This window comes from Paraburkholderia flava (genome assembly GCF_004359985.1).
GTDB lineage: Bacteria > Pseudomonadota > Gammaproteobacteria > Burkholderiales > Burkholderiaceae > Paraburkholderia > Paraburkholderia flava.
Window position 1 is genome coordinate 1551707 of the sequence record NZ_SMRO01000001.1, and the last position, 15669, is coordinate 1567375.

The 15669-nt window shown below is 63.7% G+C and carries 15 protein-coding genes and 1 riboswitch; of the genes, 7 read left to right on the top strand and 8 right to left on the bottom strand.

What is annotated here, in order from left to right; translation table 11 throughout:
- The first annotated feature begins 104 nt into the window (after nucleotides 1-104).
- Nucleotides 105-1406 (top strand): NYN domain-containing protein, encoded by a 1302-nt coding sequence (locus tag E1748_RS06835; protein WP_133646351.1) that lies wholly within the window; start codon nucleotides 105-107, stop codon nucleotides 1404-1406.
- Nucleotides 1407-1522: 116 nt separating this feature from the next.
- Here E1748_RS06835 and E1748_RS06840 read toward each other — a convergent pair whose 3' ends face one another.
- The 3 genes from E1748_RS06840 to E1748_RS06850 form a co-directional block, all read right to left on the bottom strand.
- Nucleotides 1523-2722, bottom strand: a complete 1200-nt coding sequence (locus E1748_RS06840; RefSeq protein WP_133646352.1) for an AI-2E family transporter — start codon at nucleotides 2720-2722, stop codon at nucleotides 1523-1525.
- A gap of 110 nt (nucleotides 2723-2832) precedes the next feature.
- On the bottom strand, nucleotides 2833-3018 hold the full coding sequence (locus E1748_RS06845; protein WP_133646353.1) for a CsbD family protein: 186 nt from the start codon (nucleotides 3016-3018) through the stop codon (nucleotides 2833-2835).
- A 133-nt stretch (nucleotides 3019-3151) separates the two neighbouring features.
- Nucleotides 3152-4648, bottom strand: a complete 1497-nt coding sequence (locus tag E1748_RS06850; protein ID WP_133646354.1) for a PAS domain S-box protein — start codon at nucleotides 4646-4648, stop codon at nucleotides 3152-3154.
- A gap of 128 nt (nucleotides 4649-4776) precedes the next feature.
- Here E1748_RS06850 and E1748_RS06855 point away from each other — a divergent pair, with 128 nt between their 5' ends.
- The 6 genes from E1748_RS06855 to E1748_RS06880 all read left to right on the top strand — a co-directional run bounded on the left by E1748_RS06855 (nucleotide 4777) and on the right by E1748_RS06880 (nucleotide 9986).
- Nucleotides 4777-5481, top strand: coding sequence for an ArsR/SmtB family transcription factor (locus tag E1748_RS06855; protein WP_133646355.1), 705 nt, complete (start codon nucleotides 4777-4779; stop codon nucleotides 5479-5481).
- Between the two features lie 163 nt (nucleotides 5482-5644).
- A complete protein-coding gene (locus E1748_RS06860; protein ID WP_133646356.1) occupies nucleotides 5645-6031 on the top strand; it encodes a RidA family protein in 387 nt (128 codons plus the stop codon).
- Nucleotides 6028-6699 (top strand): aspartate/glutamate racemase family protein, encoded by a 672-nt coding sequence (locus tag E1748_RS06865; protein ID WP_240766377.1) that lies wholly within the window; start codon nucleotides 6028-6030, stop codon nucleotides 6697-6699. Before E1748_RS06860 ends, E1748_RS06865 begins: the two co-directional genes overlap by 4 nt.
- Before the next feature lie 250 nt (nucleotides 6700-6949).
- Nucleotides 6950-8524, top strand: coding sequence for a methyl-accepting chemotaxis protein (locus E1748_RS06870; RefSeq protein WP_133647276.1), 1575 nt, complete (start codon nucleotides 6950-6952; stop codon nucleotides 8522-8524).
- Nucleotides 8525-8686: 162 nt separating this feature from the next.
- Nucleotides 8687-9151: a low affinity iron permease family protein gene (locus E1748_RS06875; protein WP_133646357.1), complete on the top strand. Its 465-nt coding sequence runs from the start codon at nucleotides 8687-8689 to the stop codon at nucleotides 9149-9151.
- Nucleotides 9152-9244: 93 nt separating this feature from the next.
- Nucleotides 9245-9411, top strand: a riboswitch (FMN riboswitch).
- Between the two features lie 74 nt (nucleotides 9412-9485).
- Nucleotides 9486-9986 carry a 6,7-dimethyl-8-ribityllumazine synthase gene (locus E1748_RS06880; RefSeq protein WP_133646358.1) on the top strand — a complete coding sequence of 167 codons (501 nt, stop codon included), beginning with the start codon at nucleotides 9486-9488 and terminating at the stop codon, nucleotides 9984-9986.
- A 32-nt stretch (nucleotides 9987-10018) separates the two neighbouring features.
- On the opposite strand, the gene E1748_RS06885 is transcribed toward E1748_RS06880, so the two are convergent.
- From E1748_RS06885 to E1748_RS06905, 5 genes are read right to left on the bottom strand one after another with little or no spacing between them, the layout of a single operon-like run.
- A complete protein-coding gene (locus E1748_RS06885) occupies nucleotides 10019-10813 on the bottom strand; it encodes a glucose 1-dehydrogenase (protein ID WP_133646359.1) in 795 nt (264 codons plus the stop codon).
- A gap of 46 nt (nucleotides 10814-10859) precedes the next feature.
- Nucleotides 10860-12329: an FGGY-family carbohydrate kinase gene (locus E1748_RS06890; RefSeq protein ID WP_133646360.1), complete on the bottom strand. Its 1470-nt coding sequence runs from the start codon at nucleotides 12327-12329 to the stop codon at nucleotides 10860-10862.
- A gap of 17 nt (nucleotides 12330-12346) precedes the next feature.
- A complete protein-coding gene (locus E1748_RS06895) occupies nucleotides 12347-13429 on the bottom strand; it encodes an ABC transporter permease (RefSeq protein WP_133646361.1) in 1083 nt (360 codons plus the stop codon).
- A 19-nt stretch (nucleotides 13430-13448) separates the two neighbouring features.
- Nucleotides 13449-14996 carry a sugar ABC transporter ATP-binding protein gene (locus E1748_RS06900; protein WP_133646362.1) on the bottom strand — a complete coding sequence of 516 codons (1548 nt, stop codon included), beginning with the start codon at nucleotides 14994-14996 and terminating at the stop codon, nucleotides 13449-13451.
- On the bottom strand, nucleotides 14993-15664 hold the full coding sequence (locus tag E1748_RS06905; protein WP_133646363.1) for a DUF2291 family protein: 672 nt from the start codon (nucleotides 15662-15664) through the stop codon (nucleotides 14993-14995). The genes E1748_RS06900 and E1748_RS06905 overlap by 4 nt, the downstream gene beginning before the upstream one ends.
- Nucleotides 15665-15669 lie beyond the last annotated feature (5 nt).

Below are 15669 nucleotides of genomic sequence, written 5' to 3' on the forward strand. Positions count from 1 at the left end.
GATGCCTGGCGGACGAAAAGACAGAATCACGGACTGTCACGCGCAACCCGCTATGATGTACCCATTACCCTCTGCCGCATCTGCGGCACGCAGCTGGAGAATTCATGGCCTCATTACAGGAAAGCGCCAGCATGGCGCTGTTTTGCGACTTCGAGAACGTCGCGCTCGGTGTGCGCGACGCGAAGTTCGAGAAGTTCGACATCAAGCCGATTCTCGAGCGGCTGCTGCTGAAAGGCAGCATCGTCGTGAAGAAAGCGTATTGCGACTGGGATCGCTACAAGGGCTTCAAGGCCGCGATGCATGAAGCGAGTTTCGAGCTGATCGAGATTCCGCACGTGCGCCAGTCGGGCAAGAATTCGGCGGACATCCGGCTCGTCGTCGATGCGCTCGATCTCTGCTACACGAAATCGCACGTCGACACGTTCGTCATCATCAGCGGCGACTCGGATTTCTCGCCGCTTGTCTCGAAGCTGCGCGAGAACGCGAAGAAAGTGATCGGCGTCGGCGTGAAGCAGTCCACGTCCGATCTGCTCGTCGCGAACTGCGACGAGTTCATTTTCTACGACGACCTCGTGCGCGAGCAGCAGCGCGCCGCCGCGCGCCGCGACCAGGATGCGGGCACGGGCAACGGCGCGGCCGCGAAGCGTTCGCCGGACGAAGACCGTCAACGCAAGAAGGAAGTCGAGGAACGCAAGTCCCGCGCGATCGCGCTTGCCGTCGAGACCTTCGATGCGCTCGCCGCCGAGCGCGGCGAGAGCGGCAAGATCTGGGCGTCGGTGCTCAAGAGCGCGATCAAGCGACGCAAGCCGGACTTCAACGAGTCGTACTACGGCTTCCGCGCGTTCGGCAATCTGCTCGACGAAGTGCAGGCGCGCGGGTTGTTCGAAGTGGGTCGCGACGAGAAGTCGGGGGCGTTCGTCTATCGATCGACGCCTGCATCTATCGATGCGCCGATGAACACGGGCAACGAAGACCGCTCGAAGAAGAATCGCGAGAAGGACAAGCCGCGCAAGGGTCGTCGTAACGACGCGGGTTCCAGACAGCAGCCGGCCGTCGAGCAGACGACGTTCGTCGAAGCCGACGAGGCAGCGTCGTACGACGTTCGCGAGGAACCGGCGGATTCGTTCGAAGCGCATGATGCCGATCAGCAGCCGGATTTGTGGGCCGATGCGCAGAGCGATTCGCAACCCGAAGCGCACGCTGTAGAACCCGCGCAACCTCGCACACCCGCACGCAAACGCGCCGCACCGCGTCGTGGCAAGACCGCTGCAAAGAAGGCTCCGGCAGCGGACGCATCGCCTGCACCCGTCGCCGAGGAACCTGTTGCGGCCGTCAAGAAACCCGCGCGCAAATCGGCACCACGCGCACGTCGCCCGCGCAAACCCGCCGGCACGACGACCGAGTAACGCACTCGCTACCGCCGCTCGCAGAAAGTCATCGCGAGCGGCGGGTAGCCGCATCGGGACGCCCTGTTCCAGCGTTCGTCCGCGTAACCCCAGCGATCAGCGAGCCAGCCAGGCCTCTACTTGCCCGCCGGCTTCTTCAACGCGTCAGCCACACTCGGCTCGCGGACCTCATCGACTACCCCCTCCACTTCCCCAAGCGGCTCCGCAACCGGAACCCCGCTCGACGGCGACGGCGTCGCAATATCCCAGCACGAAATAAACAGCGCGGCGATCAACGGTCCGATCACGAACCCATTGATCCCGAACACCGACATCCCGCCGACCGTCGAGATCAGCACCACCCAGTCCGGCAGCTTCGTATCCTTGCCGACGAGAATCGGGCGCAGCACGTTATCGACGGTGCCGATCGCGAGCGTGCAGAACAGGATCAGCACGACCGCCTTCCACAGCGGACCCGCAAGCAGGAAGTACACGGCCGCAGGCACCCAGACGAGCGCCGAACCGATCGCCGGCAACAGCGACAGGAACGCCATCAGCGTGCCCCACAGCAGCGCGCCCTTGATACCGAGTACCGCGAAGATAATCCCGCCGAGCAGCCCCTGCACCGCAGCCACCGCGATGTTGCCCTTGACCGTCGCGCGCACGACCGTCGCGAAGCGGGCCAGCAGCCGGTCCTTGTGCGAGCGTTCGAGCGGCAGCGCATCGCGGATACGTCGCGAGATCGTGCGACCGTCGCGCAGCAGGAAGAACACGAGGTACAGCATGATGCCGAAGCCGACCGCGAACTGCAGCGTGTTCTGGCCGATCACGACCGCCTGCGCGGCGACGAACTGGCTGATCCGCGATGCGCCGTCCGCGAGCTTCGCCTGCACGCCGTGCATGTCGGCGAGACCGACGTTGTCGAGCGCGCGTTGTGCGAATCCGGGCAGCGCCTCGACGGCCTTCTGGAAATACAGCCCGAAGTCCCATTGACCGTGCTGGATCTGCGCATACGCGAACGCCGCTTCCTGAACCAGCGTGCCGATCATCAGGATCACCGGCAGGATCACGATCAGCACGCACAGCGCGAGCGTCGTCAGCGCGGCGAGATTGGGCCGGTTGCCGAAGCGCACCGTGAGATTGCGCTGCAGCGGCTGGAACAGCAGCGCGAGAATGGTGCCCCAGAAGATCGCGCCGAAATACGGCAGCAGAATCCACACGAGCGCCAGCGAAACCGCGAACAGCAGCGCATAGAAACTCTTCTGGTTGCGGCGGCTCCGGTCGTCCGGATGCGCGTGGTTGCCATTGTCGAAGTTGCTATCGTCGTTGTGGTTCATGCTCTGCACGCGTACGTGCCGCCCCGACGCGAACGTCGGGGCGGCACAGAAAAGAACGTCGCCGGTGAGAACGGCCCGTTAAGGAAACCGCAGCCGCCGGCGCCGGCGGATCACTTCTTGTCGATCGCGTCGCGAAGCTTGTCCTTCGCTTCACCGACGTTGCGCTGCACGGTACCGGTGGCCTTCTCGACCTTGCCTTCGGCTTCGGTGGTGCGGTCGCCCGTCGCCTTGCCGACTACCTCTTTCACCGAACCCTTGATTTCCTTTGCTGCACCCTTGATGCGATCCTTGTCCATGATGGCTCCGTACGGTTGGATTGTGCGTATGAAAATCCACGTGTGATCCGTGTGGATGACGCTCAATGTACCGTCGCGAAACAGGCCGGCCTAGATCATGCAGTACCGGTCGACCCGGTACTTTCGTACTGACTTATCCCTTGCCGCGCCGCGGCTTCTCATACCCGACGATGCCCCGCTCGCGCGCCCACACGATCGCCGCGCTTCGTCGATGCACGCCGATCTTGCTGTACAGCGTCGACACGTGATTGCGCACAGTGTTCGGTGCGAGGTTCAGCGTCTGCGCGATCTCCTCGTTGTCGTGCCCCTGGCAGATCAGTCCGAGCACTTCGCGTTCGCGCGACGTCAGGTCCGACAGTTCGCCGCCGCTCGCTGCCGCGCCGTTCGGCTGACGGATCTGCGCGAGCTTTTCGATCACCGTGCGGCTGAACCACGACGTGTCCTTCATCACCGCCTCGATCGCCGCGAGCAGTTCCACTTCCGAACGCTTGCGCTCGGTGATGTCCTGGATCACGCTCAGCACGCAGCGCTGCCCGTGGATCGTCACCGTCTCCGCCGACACCAGGCAGTCGACCGGCGCGCCCGCTTTGGTCTGCAGCTGGATCTCGTAGTTGCGCACGCTGTTGTGCGTTTCCATCGCTGCCTGCAGATCCGCCGATGCATCGCGCTGCGTCCACAACCCCAGTTCGTCGAACGTCCGTGCGATGACTTCCTCGGCCGCGTAGCCGGTCGCTTCGACGAACGCCTCGTTGACGTCCATTAGCGTGAAGCCGTCGAGCGAGCTGACCGTCATCGGCACCGGCGCGAGCCGGAACGCCTTCGAAAAGCGCTCTTCCGTGTGCCGCAATGCATCTTCGGCCTTGCGACGCGGCTCCATATCCATGAACGTGAACAGCATGCAGTTCTCTTCGCCGATCTCGATCGGCTGGCCCGCGACGATCACCAGCTTCGTCGAGCCGTCCGGCAGGTGCAGCATCGCTTCCATCTGACCGATCGTGCGGCCTTCGTTCAGGTTCTCGATCGCCTGCTCGCGCCGCTCCGCGCCTTCGAGCACGTCCACTTCGTACGCCGACCGGCCGATCACGTTCTCGCGCGCGTAGCCGGTCATCTCCAGAAATCCCTGGTTGACCTTCACGTAGCGCAGATCCGCGAGCCGGCAGATCACGGCAGGCGCCGGGTTCGCGTTGAAGGTCTTTTCGAAACGCTCCTCGGCGCTGAAGCGTTCGGTCACGTCCTGGATCACGAGCGCGAGCGATTCGGGGCCGCCGGCGGCGTCGGTGAGGATCAGGCTGCGCACCTGATGCACATGGCGGAAATCTTCGTCGGCGGGCTTCGTTACTTCGACGATCACATCGCTGAACAGTTCGCCGGCCAGCACGCGCGCGATCGGATATTGATCGGCCTGCAGCGGATGATTATTGCGATAGGTCAGTTTGAACGCCTTGCGGAAGCCGCGCGGCGTGCCGCCCAGCCCGTCGATGTTCTCGACGCCGTGGATCGCGAGCGCGGTCTCGTTGGCCCAGACGATCGAGCCGTCGGGGTCAACGAGCACGATGCCCTCGGTCAGACCGGCGATGATCTGCTGCAATTGCCGGCGGTCGGCTTGTGGCCTCGCCTCGCTTTTGGTCATCCGGGCCTCCTGTGGGGATGTCGCATTCTAGCGGGCCAGCGGCCCCACGTTGCCAGCCACATTTCGATACGCATCGAAACGTGCAAAACCCCGCACCGCCTATGATGCAGATATCGAAGGAGACGGACATGTGCCCGCAACCGAATATCGCATCCACGGCGTTCCTGATCGCCGACCCTGCCCGCGCAAACATGCTGATGGCGCTCGTCGCGGGACGCGCGCTGCCGGCGGGCGAGCTGGCCTTTGCCGCAGGCGTGACTGCGCAGACGGCCAGCACGCATCTCGCGAAGCTGCTCGACGGCGGCCTCGTCACCGTCGAAAGGGAGGGACGGCATCGCTACTACCGGCTGTCCGGCCCGCACGTCGCGCTGGTGCTCGAAAACCTCGCCGCAATCGATCCCGTCACGCCCGTGCGCAGCAGGCCGCTCGGCCGCGAGGCGCAGCATCTGCGCTTCGCGCGCTGCTGCTACGACCATCTCGCCGGACAGGTGGGCGTCGCGGTCACGCAGGCGCTGCAACGGCGCGGCTTCATCGTGCCGGCGCCGGACAAGCGTTTCGATGTGACGCCCGCGGGCACCGCATGGTTTCGTCATCAGGGGCTCGACGTGGATGGGCGGCGCGGACTCGCGCGCCAGTGTCTCGACTGGACCGAACGCGAACATCACCTGGCTGGCCCGCTCGGCGTGCAGTTCATGAGCACGCTGTGCGAGAACGGCTGGATGCGCAAGGTGTCGGCGTCGCGCGCGGTGCAGGTGACGCCTGCGGGGTGGGCAGGGTTGAAGGTGGAGCTGGGGATCGAGGGGCGATTGGGAGAGTTGCTGGTCGCGCAGTAGATGAATTTCACAGGGAAGCGGCGTTCTTCGTGCTGCAATCCGCATTGGTCCACTGCATAATTCTGCTCGGGCAATCCGCGCGGTAAGCGCCATCGCGAGCGTTGCCTGTCGGTTCTAAAAGCTCATAGACGATCCATCAACTTCCAGACCACGGAGTCCCGCAGTGAGACAACTCATCAGCTCAGGTTCGCCCTTCGAAGAACAGATCGGCTATTCGCGTGCCGTGGTTTCCGGCGACTGGGTGTTCGTTTCGGGCACGACAGGTTTCGACTACGCATCGATGACGATCTCCGACGACATCGCCGAACAAACCGAACAGTGTCTGAAAAATATCGAGGCCGCGCTCCTGCAGGCGGGTTCCGACATGCGCGACGTCGTTCGCGTCACGTACGTGCTGCCCGACGGGTCCGAGTTCGAACAGTGCTGGCCTGCATTGAAAAAGTACTTCGGCGAGGTACGCCCCGCCGCGATGATGATTTCCGCAGGCCTCGCCGATCCGCGCATGAAGATCGAGATCGAAGTTACGGCGTTGAAGAACTCCCGGGGATGATCCGCATCGCCTGTCTGCACACCGCCCACAGCAATATCGCGCTGTTCGAGCGTGCCGCCTCGGCGGCGCGCCGTCCGCTCGCGTTGCGGCATGAGGTGCGCGCCGATCTGCTCGAACGCTCGGAACGGGTGGGCGCGATGACGCCCGACATCGCCGCCGAAACCGACCTCGCGCTACGCGCGCTCGCGGAAGAGGCGGATGCGGTACTTCTCAACTGCTCGACGCTCGGCCCCGCCGCCGATGCGTTCGCCGCGTGCTCTGCCATCCCGGTGTTGCGTGCCGATGCCGCGTTGGCCCAGCACGCAGTGATGCAAGGCAAAGGCGGTCGGGTCGTCGTGCTGTGCACCGTGCAGACGACGCTCGCCCCCACCACCCGCACATTCGCCAATGCGGTTGCCGCATCCGGTTCGCTGGACACCACCGTCGACGTGCGTCTCGTCGACGGTGCGTGGGCCCGCTTCAAGGCCGGCGATCTGCCGGGCTATCTCGCGTCGATCGCGCAAGCCGCCGACGAGGCGTACGACCATGGCACACAGGTCGTCGCGTTCGCGCAGGCCTCAATGTCAGACGCCGCGACACGTCTGCGTAACGGTCGCATCGCGCTCGACAGTCCCACTGCCGCGATCGCGGCGATCGTCACGGCCCTCGACGCACACACCGCACGCTGATCCGCCGGACAACGTCCGGACCGCCAGACGAGCCCTGCCGCATCCCATGTCGCAATTCACCACATCCACGTCGCCTCCCCGAAACAGCGCCTAACGGCCGATGCCGTTAGACCGTCTGTCGGCCTGACGCGATTGCGCCAGACCGTCGTCGTCCGCACGCATCACACGCTGTTTCCATCCACGGCCCGACCTCTCACCGGAGGAAGCGGACGGGACGCCCGGCCTGTCGCCGGCGTACCGCCCCATGCCCATGCGCTTACACACCACCATCCGCGGCGGCCTCGCCGCGACGATCGTCGGCTATACGCTGCTGCTCATGCTCGTCATCGTGGCCGGCAGCGCCGGGCTCTACAGCAGCAACACGGCGATGAGCGAGATGTATCGCGACGACACCGCGTCGCTGCTGCATCTGAAGACGAGTTCCGAACGTCTGCTGCAATTGCGCGGCGGTCTCGGCGAAGTCGAGCAGATCATCAGCGCCGGGCAACCCGCGAAGCAGCAGATCGCGCGGATGCACAATCTGCTCACGCAGAGCAATCGTGAACTCGACGCGTACCGTGGCCTGCACGTACCCGATGCCGCCGAAAAACCGCTCGCCGACGCGTTGCAGTCGGCCCGCGAACAGCTGCTCGCGAAAGTATTCCGCCTCGCGCTGCAACAGCTCGATCAGGACAACTTCGTCGATTTTCTGGGCACGATGCGCGACGCGCCGATCGCACTGTTTTCCGGCTATCAGGACACGCTGACCGCGCTCGAGGAATTCCAGGTGAAGCGTCAGAAGGCGCGCTTCGACGAAGCCGCCGCACGCTTTCACGCGATGCTGTGGGCACTCGGCGGCGCCGGTGCCATCGCGCTCGTGATCGGCGTGCTCGCGCAGCGCGTGCTGGCACGCGCGATCGTGCAGCCGGTACAGCTCGCAGTCGATCATTTCGGCCGTATCTCGGCCGGCGATCTGACCGGCGCCGTCGCCGCGCAGCGCGACAACGAAATGGGTTATCTGCTGAATGCGTTGAAGGAGATGCAGAACGGTCTCGTCGAGACGGTGCGCAAGGTCCGCGCGAGCACCGAGGCGATCGTCCACGACGCGCGCGCGATTTCGGGCGGCAATCTGGATCTGTCGGTGCGTACCGAGCAGCAGGCGGCCGCGCTTCAGCAGGCCGCCGCGAGCATGGAGCAGTTGACCGCAACCGTGCGCCAGAACGCCGACAACGCGCGCAGCGCAAGCGAACTTGCGACTGGCGCATCGGACATTGCATCGCGCGGCGGCGACGTCGTGAAGGACGTCGTCGCGACGATGGATGCGATCTCGGGCAGTTCGAGCCGGATCGTCGGGATCGTGGGCACGATCGAGGGCATCGCGTTTCAGACCAACATCCTCGCGCTGAACGCGGCCGTCGAAGCCGCACGTGCAGGCGAACAGGGGCGCGGCTTCGCGGTGGTCGCGAGCGAAGTCCGCAATCTCGCGCAGCGCTCGGCCGCGGCGGCGAAGGAAATCAAGGAGCTGATCGGCGATTCGACGCGCAAGGTGCAGGACGGCAGCGCACTCGTCGCGCGCGCGGGTTCGACGATGGGAGAAATCGTCGAGGCGGTGCGTCGCGTGACGGCGATCATGGGCGAGATCAGCCTCGCGTCCGCCGAGCAGACCACCGGCATCGAACTCATCAACCACACGGTCACGCAGATGGAGGAAACCACGCAGCAGAATGCGGCGCTGGTCGAAGAGGCGTCGGCGGCGGCGATATCGCTCGAAGAGCAGAGCCGTCAGTTGAACGATGCGGTGGCGGTGTTCCGGTTGAACGAGGATGGGGGTCGACCGGCGCGGTGACAGGGTGTGGCACTCCAATTGCTACAGGATGCAGCACCGGCACGGTGCGCTGTGTGGGAGGACTGCACGGAACAGGAGTAAGCCGTTCCGCACGGCGACGTACGCCGATTTAGCGATCACCACCGACGCGATACCGCCTTCCGTTCAACCTTGGAGACAGCCATGGGCCACAAATGGTTTTCCCGCTGGTTTTCCCGCTTCGCCAGCGTGCTATCGCAGGCCACCGGACGACCGTCGACCTTCGTCCTCGCGACGGTGCTGGTGATCGTCTGGGCGGCGACCGGACCGGTCTTCCACTACAGCGATACGTGGCAACTGGTGATCAACACGTCGACGACGATCGTCACGTTCCTGATGGTGTTCCTGATCCAGAACACGCAGAACCGCGACACCGCCGCGATGCAGATCAAGCTCGACGAACTGATCCGTGCACTCGACGGCGCGCACAACGCGTTGCTCGATCTGGAGGAAATGGAGGAGAAGGATTTGACGCGCTTTCGCAAGAGCTACGCAGCGCTGGCGAAGGAGGCACGCGGCGCGTTACGTGAAGGTGGAACGGACACGGATTGTCCGTTTGTCGACCATCACGACGAGGACCGCGATAAAGATGAAGACGACCGTAAGTGAGCGTTCGCCGCGATCGCTTTTAGAGCCCTCAAGCAATACCCCCACACTGCCGATTTTCACGATTCATGCTACCGTACGTCCTGTTCGTCAAGAACACGTTCTCGGGGCGGGGTGCGATTCCCCACCGGCGGTAATCGTCGCAATTGCGGCGTAGCCCGCGAGCGCTCCGTTATCGCAACCCGCATCGCGCGATAACGGAGGTCAGCAGACCCGGTTGGATTCCGGGGCCGACGGTATAGTCCGGATGAAAGAGAACAGGACGGCTCGCGTCTTCTCGCGTCATGCGAGAGATGCGTCCGTTCTACGCCCTGTTCACACAAACAGGCTGAAGTCCATGAACACCACTACCACCTTTGAATCACACGCAGTCGCCGCTTCGTCCGGCAACCGTCCGCGTCTTGCTTTCGTGCAGGCCTGCTGGCATCGCGATATCGTCGATCAGTGCAAGACATCGTTCCTGCAGTCGATCCAGAAGTACGGCTATACCTCCGACGATATCGATCTGTACGAAGTCCCCGGCGCGTTCGAAATCCCGCTGCATGCGAAGCGTCTCGCGCAGAGCGGTCGTTATGCGGGGATTGTCGCGGCGGGTCTCGTCGTCGACGGCGGCATCTATCGTCACGACTTCGTCGCGACCGCCGTCATCGACGGTTTGATGCAGGTACAGCTGGAAACCGGCACGCCGGTGTTTTCGGCGGTGCTCACGCCGCATCACTTCCACAACAGCGACGAGCACGTCGGTTTCTTCCGCGAGCACTTCGTCGTGAAGGGCGCGGAAGTGGCGCACGCGTGCGCCGAGACCGTGAGCCGGCTCGCCGCGCTGCCGGTGAACTAAAAAAACAGCGGGGCCGCCACGCCCCGCTGTCTTCACGACATGAACATCCCACCGTCGACGTTGATCGTTTGACCGGTGATGTACGACGCGTCGTCCGACGCGAGAAACGCGACGAGGCCCGCGACGTCCGCGCCGCTGCCCGCGCGCTTCATCGGAATGTTCTCGACCCACTCCGCCATCAGTTCGCCCGGCTTGTAGTCGCCGAGCAGCTTGCCCCACGCTTCGTCGTTGTACGCCCACATGTCGGTGGTGATGATGCCGGGGCAAAACGCGTTCACGGTGATGCCGGTCGGCGCCAGTTCCTTCGCGAGACTCTGCGTGATGCCGAGCACGCCGAACTTGCTCGCCGCGTAGTGCGGCGTGTAGACGAAGCCCTGACGTGCCTGTCCCGACGCGGTATTGATCAGGCGGCCGCCCTTGCCGGCGCGCAGCATCCGCGTCGCGGCTTCCTGGCAGCACAGGAACACGCCTTTCGTGTTCACCGCGAGCACCTTGTCCCATTCGGCCTCGGTCAGATCGGGCAGCTTCGCGATCGTGATCACGCCCGCGTTCTGCACCGAGATGTCGACTTCGCCGAGCTTCGCCGCGACCTCGTCGTACAGCGCGGTGACGTCGCTTTTGCTCGTCACGTCCGCTTCGACCGCGATCGCGTCGCAGCCCGCTTCGCGCAGACGCGCGGCCGCGTCGTGCACGCTCTTTTCGTTCGCCGACACGCAGACCTTCGCGCCTTCCTGCGCGAAACGCTCAGCGATGCCGAGCCCGATGCCACGACTGCCGCCCGTCACGACCACCACCTTGTTCACGAACCGCTTTGCTTCGTATGCCACGTTGCTCTCCGCGTTGTTCTCTGAAATGCTGCAGAATTGATTCTGGTTAAAGACGTCCGATCCACTCGAGCCACTGCGCGTGATTGCGCGCCGCTGCTTCGACGCCGTCACCGGGTTCGATGTGTCGCGCGATCACGCGCTTCGACTTCCATTCTTCGAGCGATCCGATCAGCCCCGTTTCGAGCGACGCGAGCGCAGCCGCGCCGGCCGCCGAAATCTCGCTGAGCGCGAGCGTGCTGACCGGACGGTTCAACGTGTCGGCGAGGTATTGCAGCAGGAACGGCCGCTGCACAAGGCCGCCGTCGAGATACAGTTCGCGCAGCGGCACGTTCCCCGCCTGCTCCATCACGGCGATCACATCCTTGATCTGATAGACGATCGATTCGTACGCGGCTCGCGCGACGTGCTGCCACGCCGTCGAGAAATTGAGTCCGACGATTTGCGCGCCGCCCGGATACTTCCAGTGCGGACAGCCGATGCCCGAGAACGCCGGAATCACGAACACGCCGCCGTTGTCGTATTCGGTGAAGGCCGCTTCGGCTTGTGCGAAATCGTCGAACAGATGCAGCTTTTCCTTGAGGAACGCAGGCGTCGAACCGGCGCTGATCACGATGCCCTCCAGCGCGTAGTCGACGCGTTCGGCGGTCGCGAAACAGAGCGTCGATACGAGTCCTTGCGCGGGCGTCTGTGGTGTGTCGCCGACGTTCATCATGATCGACGAGCCTGTCCCCATCGTCGCCTTCGCGACCCCCGGCATCAGACAGCCCTCGCCGACCGCAGCCGCGTGCGAATCGCCGATCATCGAAACGATCGGCACTGGCCGCGCGAGCAGTCCGTTGAAATCGGTCTCGCCGAAATGCGTGGCCGACGGTTTCAGTTCGGGCAGCCGAAGCTGTGCAAGGTCGAATCGTTCGAGCAGTTCGCGATCCCACTCCCTTGAAGCGAGATTGAACAGCATCGTGCGCGACGCGTTCGTATAGTCGGTGCAGTACGACGCACCGTGTGTGAGCCGATACAGCAGCCAGCTATCGACGGTCCCGAAGCGCGCGCGTTGCTGCGCGATCTGCTCGCGCACGCGGGCATCGTTTTCGTTGAGCCAGATGAGTTTGGTGCCGGAGAAATACGGGTCGATCAGCAGGCCGGTTTTCTCGGCGATCAGCGGGGCGAGGCCGTCGCGTTTCAACCGCTCGCAGATTGGCAACGAGCGCTGGCATTGCCACGACACTGCCGGCGCGATCGGGCGGCCTTCGTCGTCCCAGAGCACGACCGTCTCGCGTTGATTCGAGATGCCTACGCCGACGATGTCGCGTTGGTTGCCAGCGAATGCGGCAAGACACAACTTGACGGCCTGCAAGACCGAATCGAACAGCGCATCGGCGTCCTGCTCGACAAAACCGGTTTGCGGATGCGTACACCAGACCGCCGCGAAGCCGCGCGCATGCACCTGTCCCTCGCTATCGAAGACAAGCGCTTTCGTGCCGCTGGTTCCCTGGTCGATCGCCAGAACGTAGTGCATGTCACCTTCCATCTCAATCAGGCGGTCAACGAAACCATCCGCGATTGCAGCCTTTGCTGCAACTGGTCGATCACGACCGCGAAGATGATGACGAGCCCCTTGATCACCATCTGCCAGAAGTCGCTGATCCCGCACATCACCATGCCGTCGCCGAGAATACTGATCACGCACGCGCCGACCACCGAGCCGAACACCGTCCCGCGTCCGCCCATCAGCGCGGTGCCACCAAGCACAACGGCTGCGATCGCGTTCAGCTCGAAGGTCTGACCCGTCAACGGGTGCGCGGTCTGCAACTGCGCGGTGATCACGAGTCCGACGATCGCCGCGCAGAAACCCGAGAACGTGTAGACGAACAGCTTCACGCGATGCGTGCGGATGCCCGAGAAACGCGCGGCCTGCTCGTTGCCGCCGATCGCGTAGATCCGGCGACCAAGCGGCGTCTTGCGCGCGATGAAAATGGTCACCGCGGCGAGCACCAGCATGATCCACACGGGCATCGACAGACCAAGGATTGTGCCGTTGCCGATGAATTCGAAACCGGTGTTGCCGAGCACCGCGTTGCCTTCGAGGTCGGCGAACGTACTGCCGTTGTTCACGAGCAGCGCGGCGCCGCGCACGACGTACAGCATGCCGAGCGTCGCGATAAACGGCGCGACGTTGAGCGCAGTGACCAGATAGCCGTTAATCGCGCCGATCAGCGCACCGATGATGCACGCGATCACCGCAACGCCGAACACGTTGAAGAACACGACGTGATGGCCAATCCTGATCCCTTCGAGCAGCAGATACCCCGCCGCCATCCCGCTGATACCGACGATCGATCCCACCGACAGATCGATGCCGCCGGTCAAAATCACGAGCGTCATGCCGATCGACAGGATCGCGACGATCGTCACGTGCTTCGCCATGATCAGCAGATTGCCGGTCGACAGAAAATTGTCGGCGGTAAACGAAAACACGATGATGATCGCGAACAGCGCGATGAAGATGCGCAGCTTGAGCAGGTTCACCGCGATCAGCGACGCCTTGTACGCGCCACGTCGGTTGTGCTTCGCATGCACCGGATGCAGCGACGGATTGCTGCTGTTGGACTGATTCATTGTCTCTACCTCGATTGCGTCAGACCACCGCGGTCGCGGGCGTCGACGCGCGTACGATGCGCTCGCTGTCGAATTGCGAACGCTCCATGACTGCGGTCAGCTTGCCGCTCGCCATCACGAAGACCCGGTTGGACACCGCCATCGCTTCGTCCAGTTCGGACGTCGCGTAGATGACGGCGATGCCCGACTGCGCGAGCAGGCTGATCGTTTTATAAACGTCTTCCTTCGCACCGACGTCGATGCCGCGCGTCGGTTCGTCCATCAGCAGCACTTTCGGCGACGTGAGCAGCGCCTTGCCGATCACTACCTTCTGCATGTTGCCGCCCGACAGTGACGTGATCGGCGCATCGACCGACGTGGCCTTGATCGCGAGACGCTGGACGATGTCGTTCGCGGCGCTCACCTGCTTCTCACGCTTCAACGCGCCGAACGACAGCAGGTTCGCGAATTTGCCGAGGCTCGACAGCGTCATGTTTTCGAGGATCGACATCAGCTGGACCATCCCCTGCTTTTGACGGTCCTCCGGCACGAGCGCGACGCCTGCTTCGATGCGACGTGGAATCGGCAGGTCTTCGATCGCGTTGCCGGCCAGTTCGATCTCGCCGATCGCAAGCGGCTGCGCGCCGAGCAACGATTCGAGCAATTCCGTGCGGCCCGCGCCCATCAGCCCGTAGATGCCAATCACTTCGCCCGCACGCACCGAGAACGACACGTGATCGACCGCATAGATACCGTTCGGACGTTTCAGCGACAGGTCGGTGACCTTCAGCACTTCGTCGCCGATCGCGTGCTGCTCGAACTCGAAGCGCTTCTTCGACGAGCCGACCATCGCCTCGATGATCCACGGAATGTCGATGTTCGCGACGTCGTCCTCGGCGACGAGCCGGCCGTTGCGCAGCACGGTGATGCAATCGCCGATCGCCATGATTTCTTCGAGGCGGTGCGAGATGTAGATCACCGTCACACCTTCGTCCTTCAACTGACGGATGATCTTGAACAGAATCTCGACCTCGGTGCGCGACAGCGCGGACGTCGGTTCGTCCATGATCAGCACCTTGATGTGCTTCGACAGCGCCTTCGCGATTTCGACCAGCTGCTGCTGCCCGACGTACAGATCGCCGAGCCGCGTGCGCGGATTGATCGCAATCTGCAGCCGGTCGAGCAGCACCTTCGCCTGATGGTTCTCGTCCTTCGTGCGGATCACACCGCCGCTCGTCAGCTCGTTGCCGGTGAAGATGTTTTCCGCGACCGTCATGTCGGGGAACAGATTCAGTTCCTGAAAGATGATGCCGATGCCGTGCGCTTCGGCGCTGCGCACATCGTTGATCTGCGCCGTCTTGCCGTCGACGAGAATCTCGCCCGACGTCGCCGTCTCCGCGCCCGCCAGCAGTTTCATCAGCGTCGACTTGCCCGCGCCGTTCTCGCCGATCAGCACGTTGACCTTGCCGCGCCGCACTGCATAGTCGACGTCGACGAGCGCGGCGGTGCCGGGATAAAGCTTCGACAGCGCGCGCGTCTCGATCACGTTCGCGCCGTTTGTCAGCCGCGTTTCGTTCTGCCCGCTCATTTCCACGCCACCGGGATCGCGCGGATTTCGCCCGTCGGCTCGCTCCAGCTGCTGTAGACGGCGGCGACGTCCACCGTGTCGCCGACCTTCAGCTTCAACGATGTCTGCGCGCGTTCCACCACCAGCTTGTTGATCGCCTGACCGAATGCGGCGAAGCGCGTCTGGTCGTCGAAGTCGCTGTACTTCACGCCTGGAAAGCCGTCGCGTACGCCGGTGCCGATCACGACCGGTCCGGTTTCGAGCGCGACATGAACGGCGTCTCCGCCGGTTGCCGGCGTCACGTCGACGTACGCCTTGCCGACCCGCGACGCCGTATCGACGCGCGTGACCTTGCCCTGCACGCGAATCCAGAAGTTGCAAGGAAACGCCTGACTCTGGCGAAAGCCGTACTGCTTGCACGCATCGTCGAAATTCTGGTTGAGCGCGCCGATCACCTGCGCGGCGGGCTTCGCGTTCTTGTCCGCGTACGGAATCATCTGGTCGGTGAAGACCTTCGCCGGATCGGGACCGTGATGCTGACCCTGCGCGCGGATCGCGGCCAGCTCCTGGTCGGTCACGACGTGACAGCCCGCGATCGACACCACGCCCAACAGCAACGTCAGACAAAACGCCGCATTCGAAGATGCAATTCGCGATGCGGCTCGCGCTGCGCGAACGGATGGAACCATGACGA

Coding starts and splice junctions, on each gene's coding strand:
- E1748_RS06895 (WP_133646361.1), bottom strand. CDS start 13,429: ATGAATCAGTCCAACAGCAGCAATCCGTCGCTGCATCCGGTGCATGCG.
- E1748_RS06890 (WP_133646360.1), bottom strand. CDS start 12,329: ATGCACTACGTTCTGGCGATCGACCAGGGAACCAGCGGCACGAAAGCG.
- E1748_RS06900 (WP_133646362.1), bottom strand. CDS start 14,996: ATGAGCGGGCAGAACGAAACGCGGCTGACAAACGGCGCGAACGTGATC.
- E1748_RS06835 (WP_133646351.1), top strand. CDS start 105: ATGGCCTCATTACAGGAAAGCGCCAGCATGGCGCTGTTTTGCGACTTC.
- E1748_RS06840 (WP_133646352.1), bottom strand. CDS start 2,722: ATGAACCACAACGACGATAGCAACTTCGACAATGGCAACCACGCGCAT.
- E1748_RS06865 (WP_240766377.1), top strand. CDS start 6,028: ATGATCCGCATCGCCTGTCTGCACACCGCCCACAGCAATATCGCGCTG.
- E1748_RS06905 (WP_133646363.1), bottom strand. CDS start 15,664: ATGGTTCCATCCGTTCGCGCAGCGCGAGCCGCATCGCGAATTGCATCT.
- E1748_RS06880 (WP_133646358.1), top strand. CDS start 9,486: ATGAACACCACTACCACCTTTGAATCACACGCAGTCGCCGCTTCGTCC.
- E1748_RS06855 (WP_133646355.1), top strand. CDS start 4,777: ATGTGCCCGCAACCGAATATCGCATCCACGGCGTTCCTGATCGCCGAC.
- E1748_RS06845 (WP_133646353.1), bottom strand. CDS start 3,018: ATGGACAAGGATCGCATCAAGGGTGCAGCAAAGGAAATCAAGGGTTCG.
- E1748_RS06875 (WP_133646357.1), top strand. CDS start 8,687: ATGGGCCACAAATGGTTTTCCCGCTGGTTTTCCCGCTTCGCCAGCGTG.
- E1748_RS06850 (WP_133646354.1), bottom strand. CDS start 4,648: ATGACCAAAAGCGAGGCGAGGCCACAAGCCGACCGCCGGCAATTGCAG.
- E1748_RS06870 (WP_133647276.1), top strand. CDS start 6,950: ATGCGCTTACACACCACCATCCGCGGCGGCCTCGCCGCGACGATCGTC.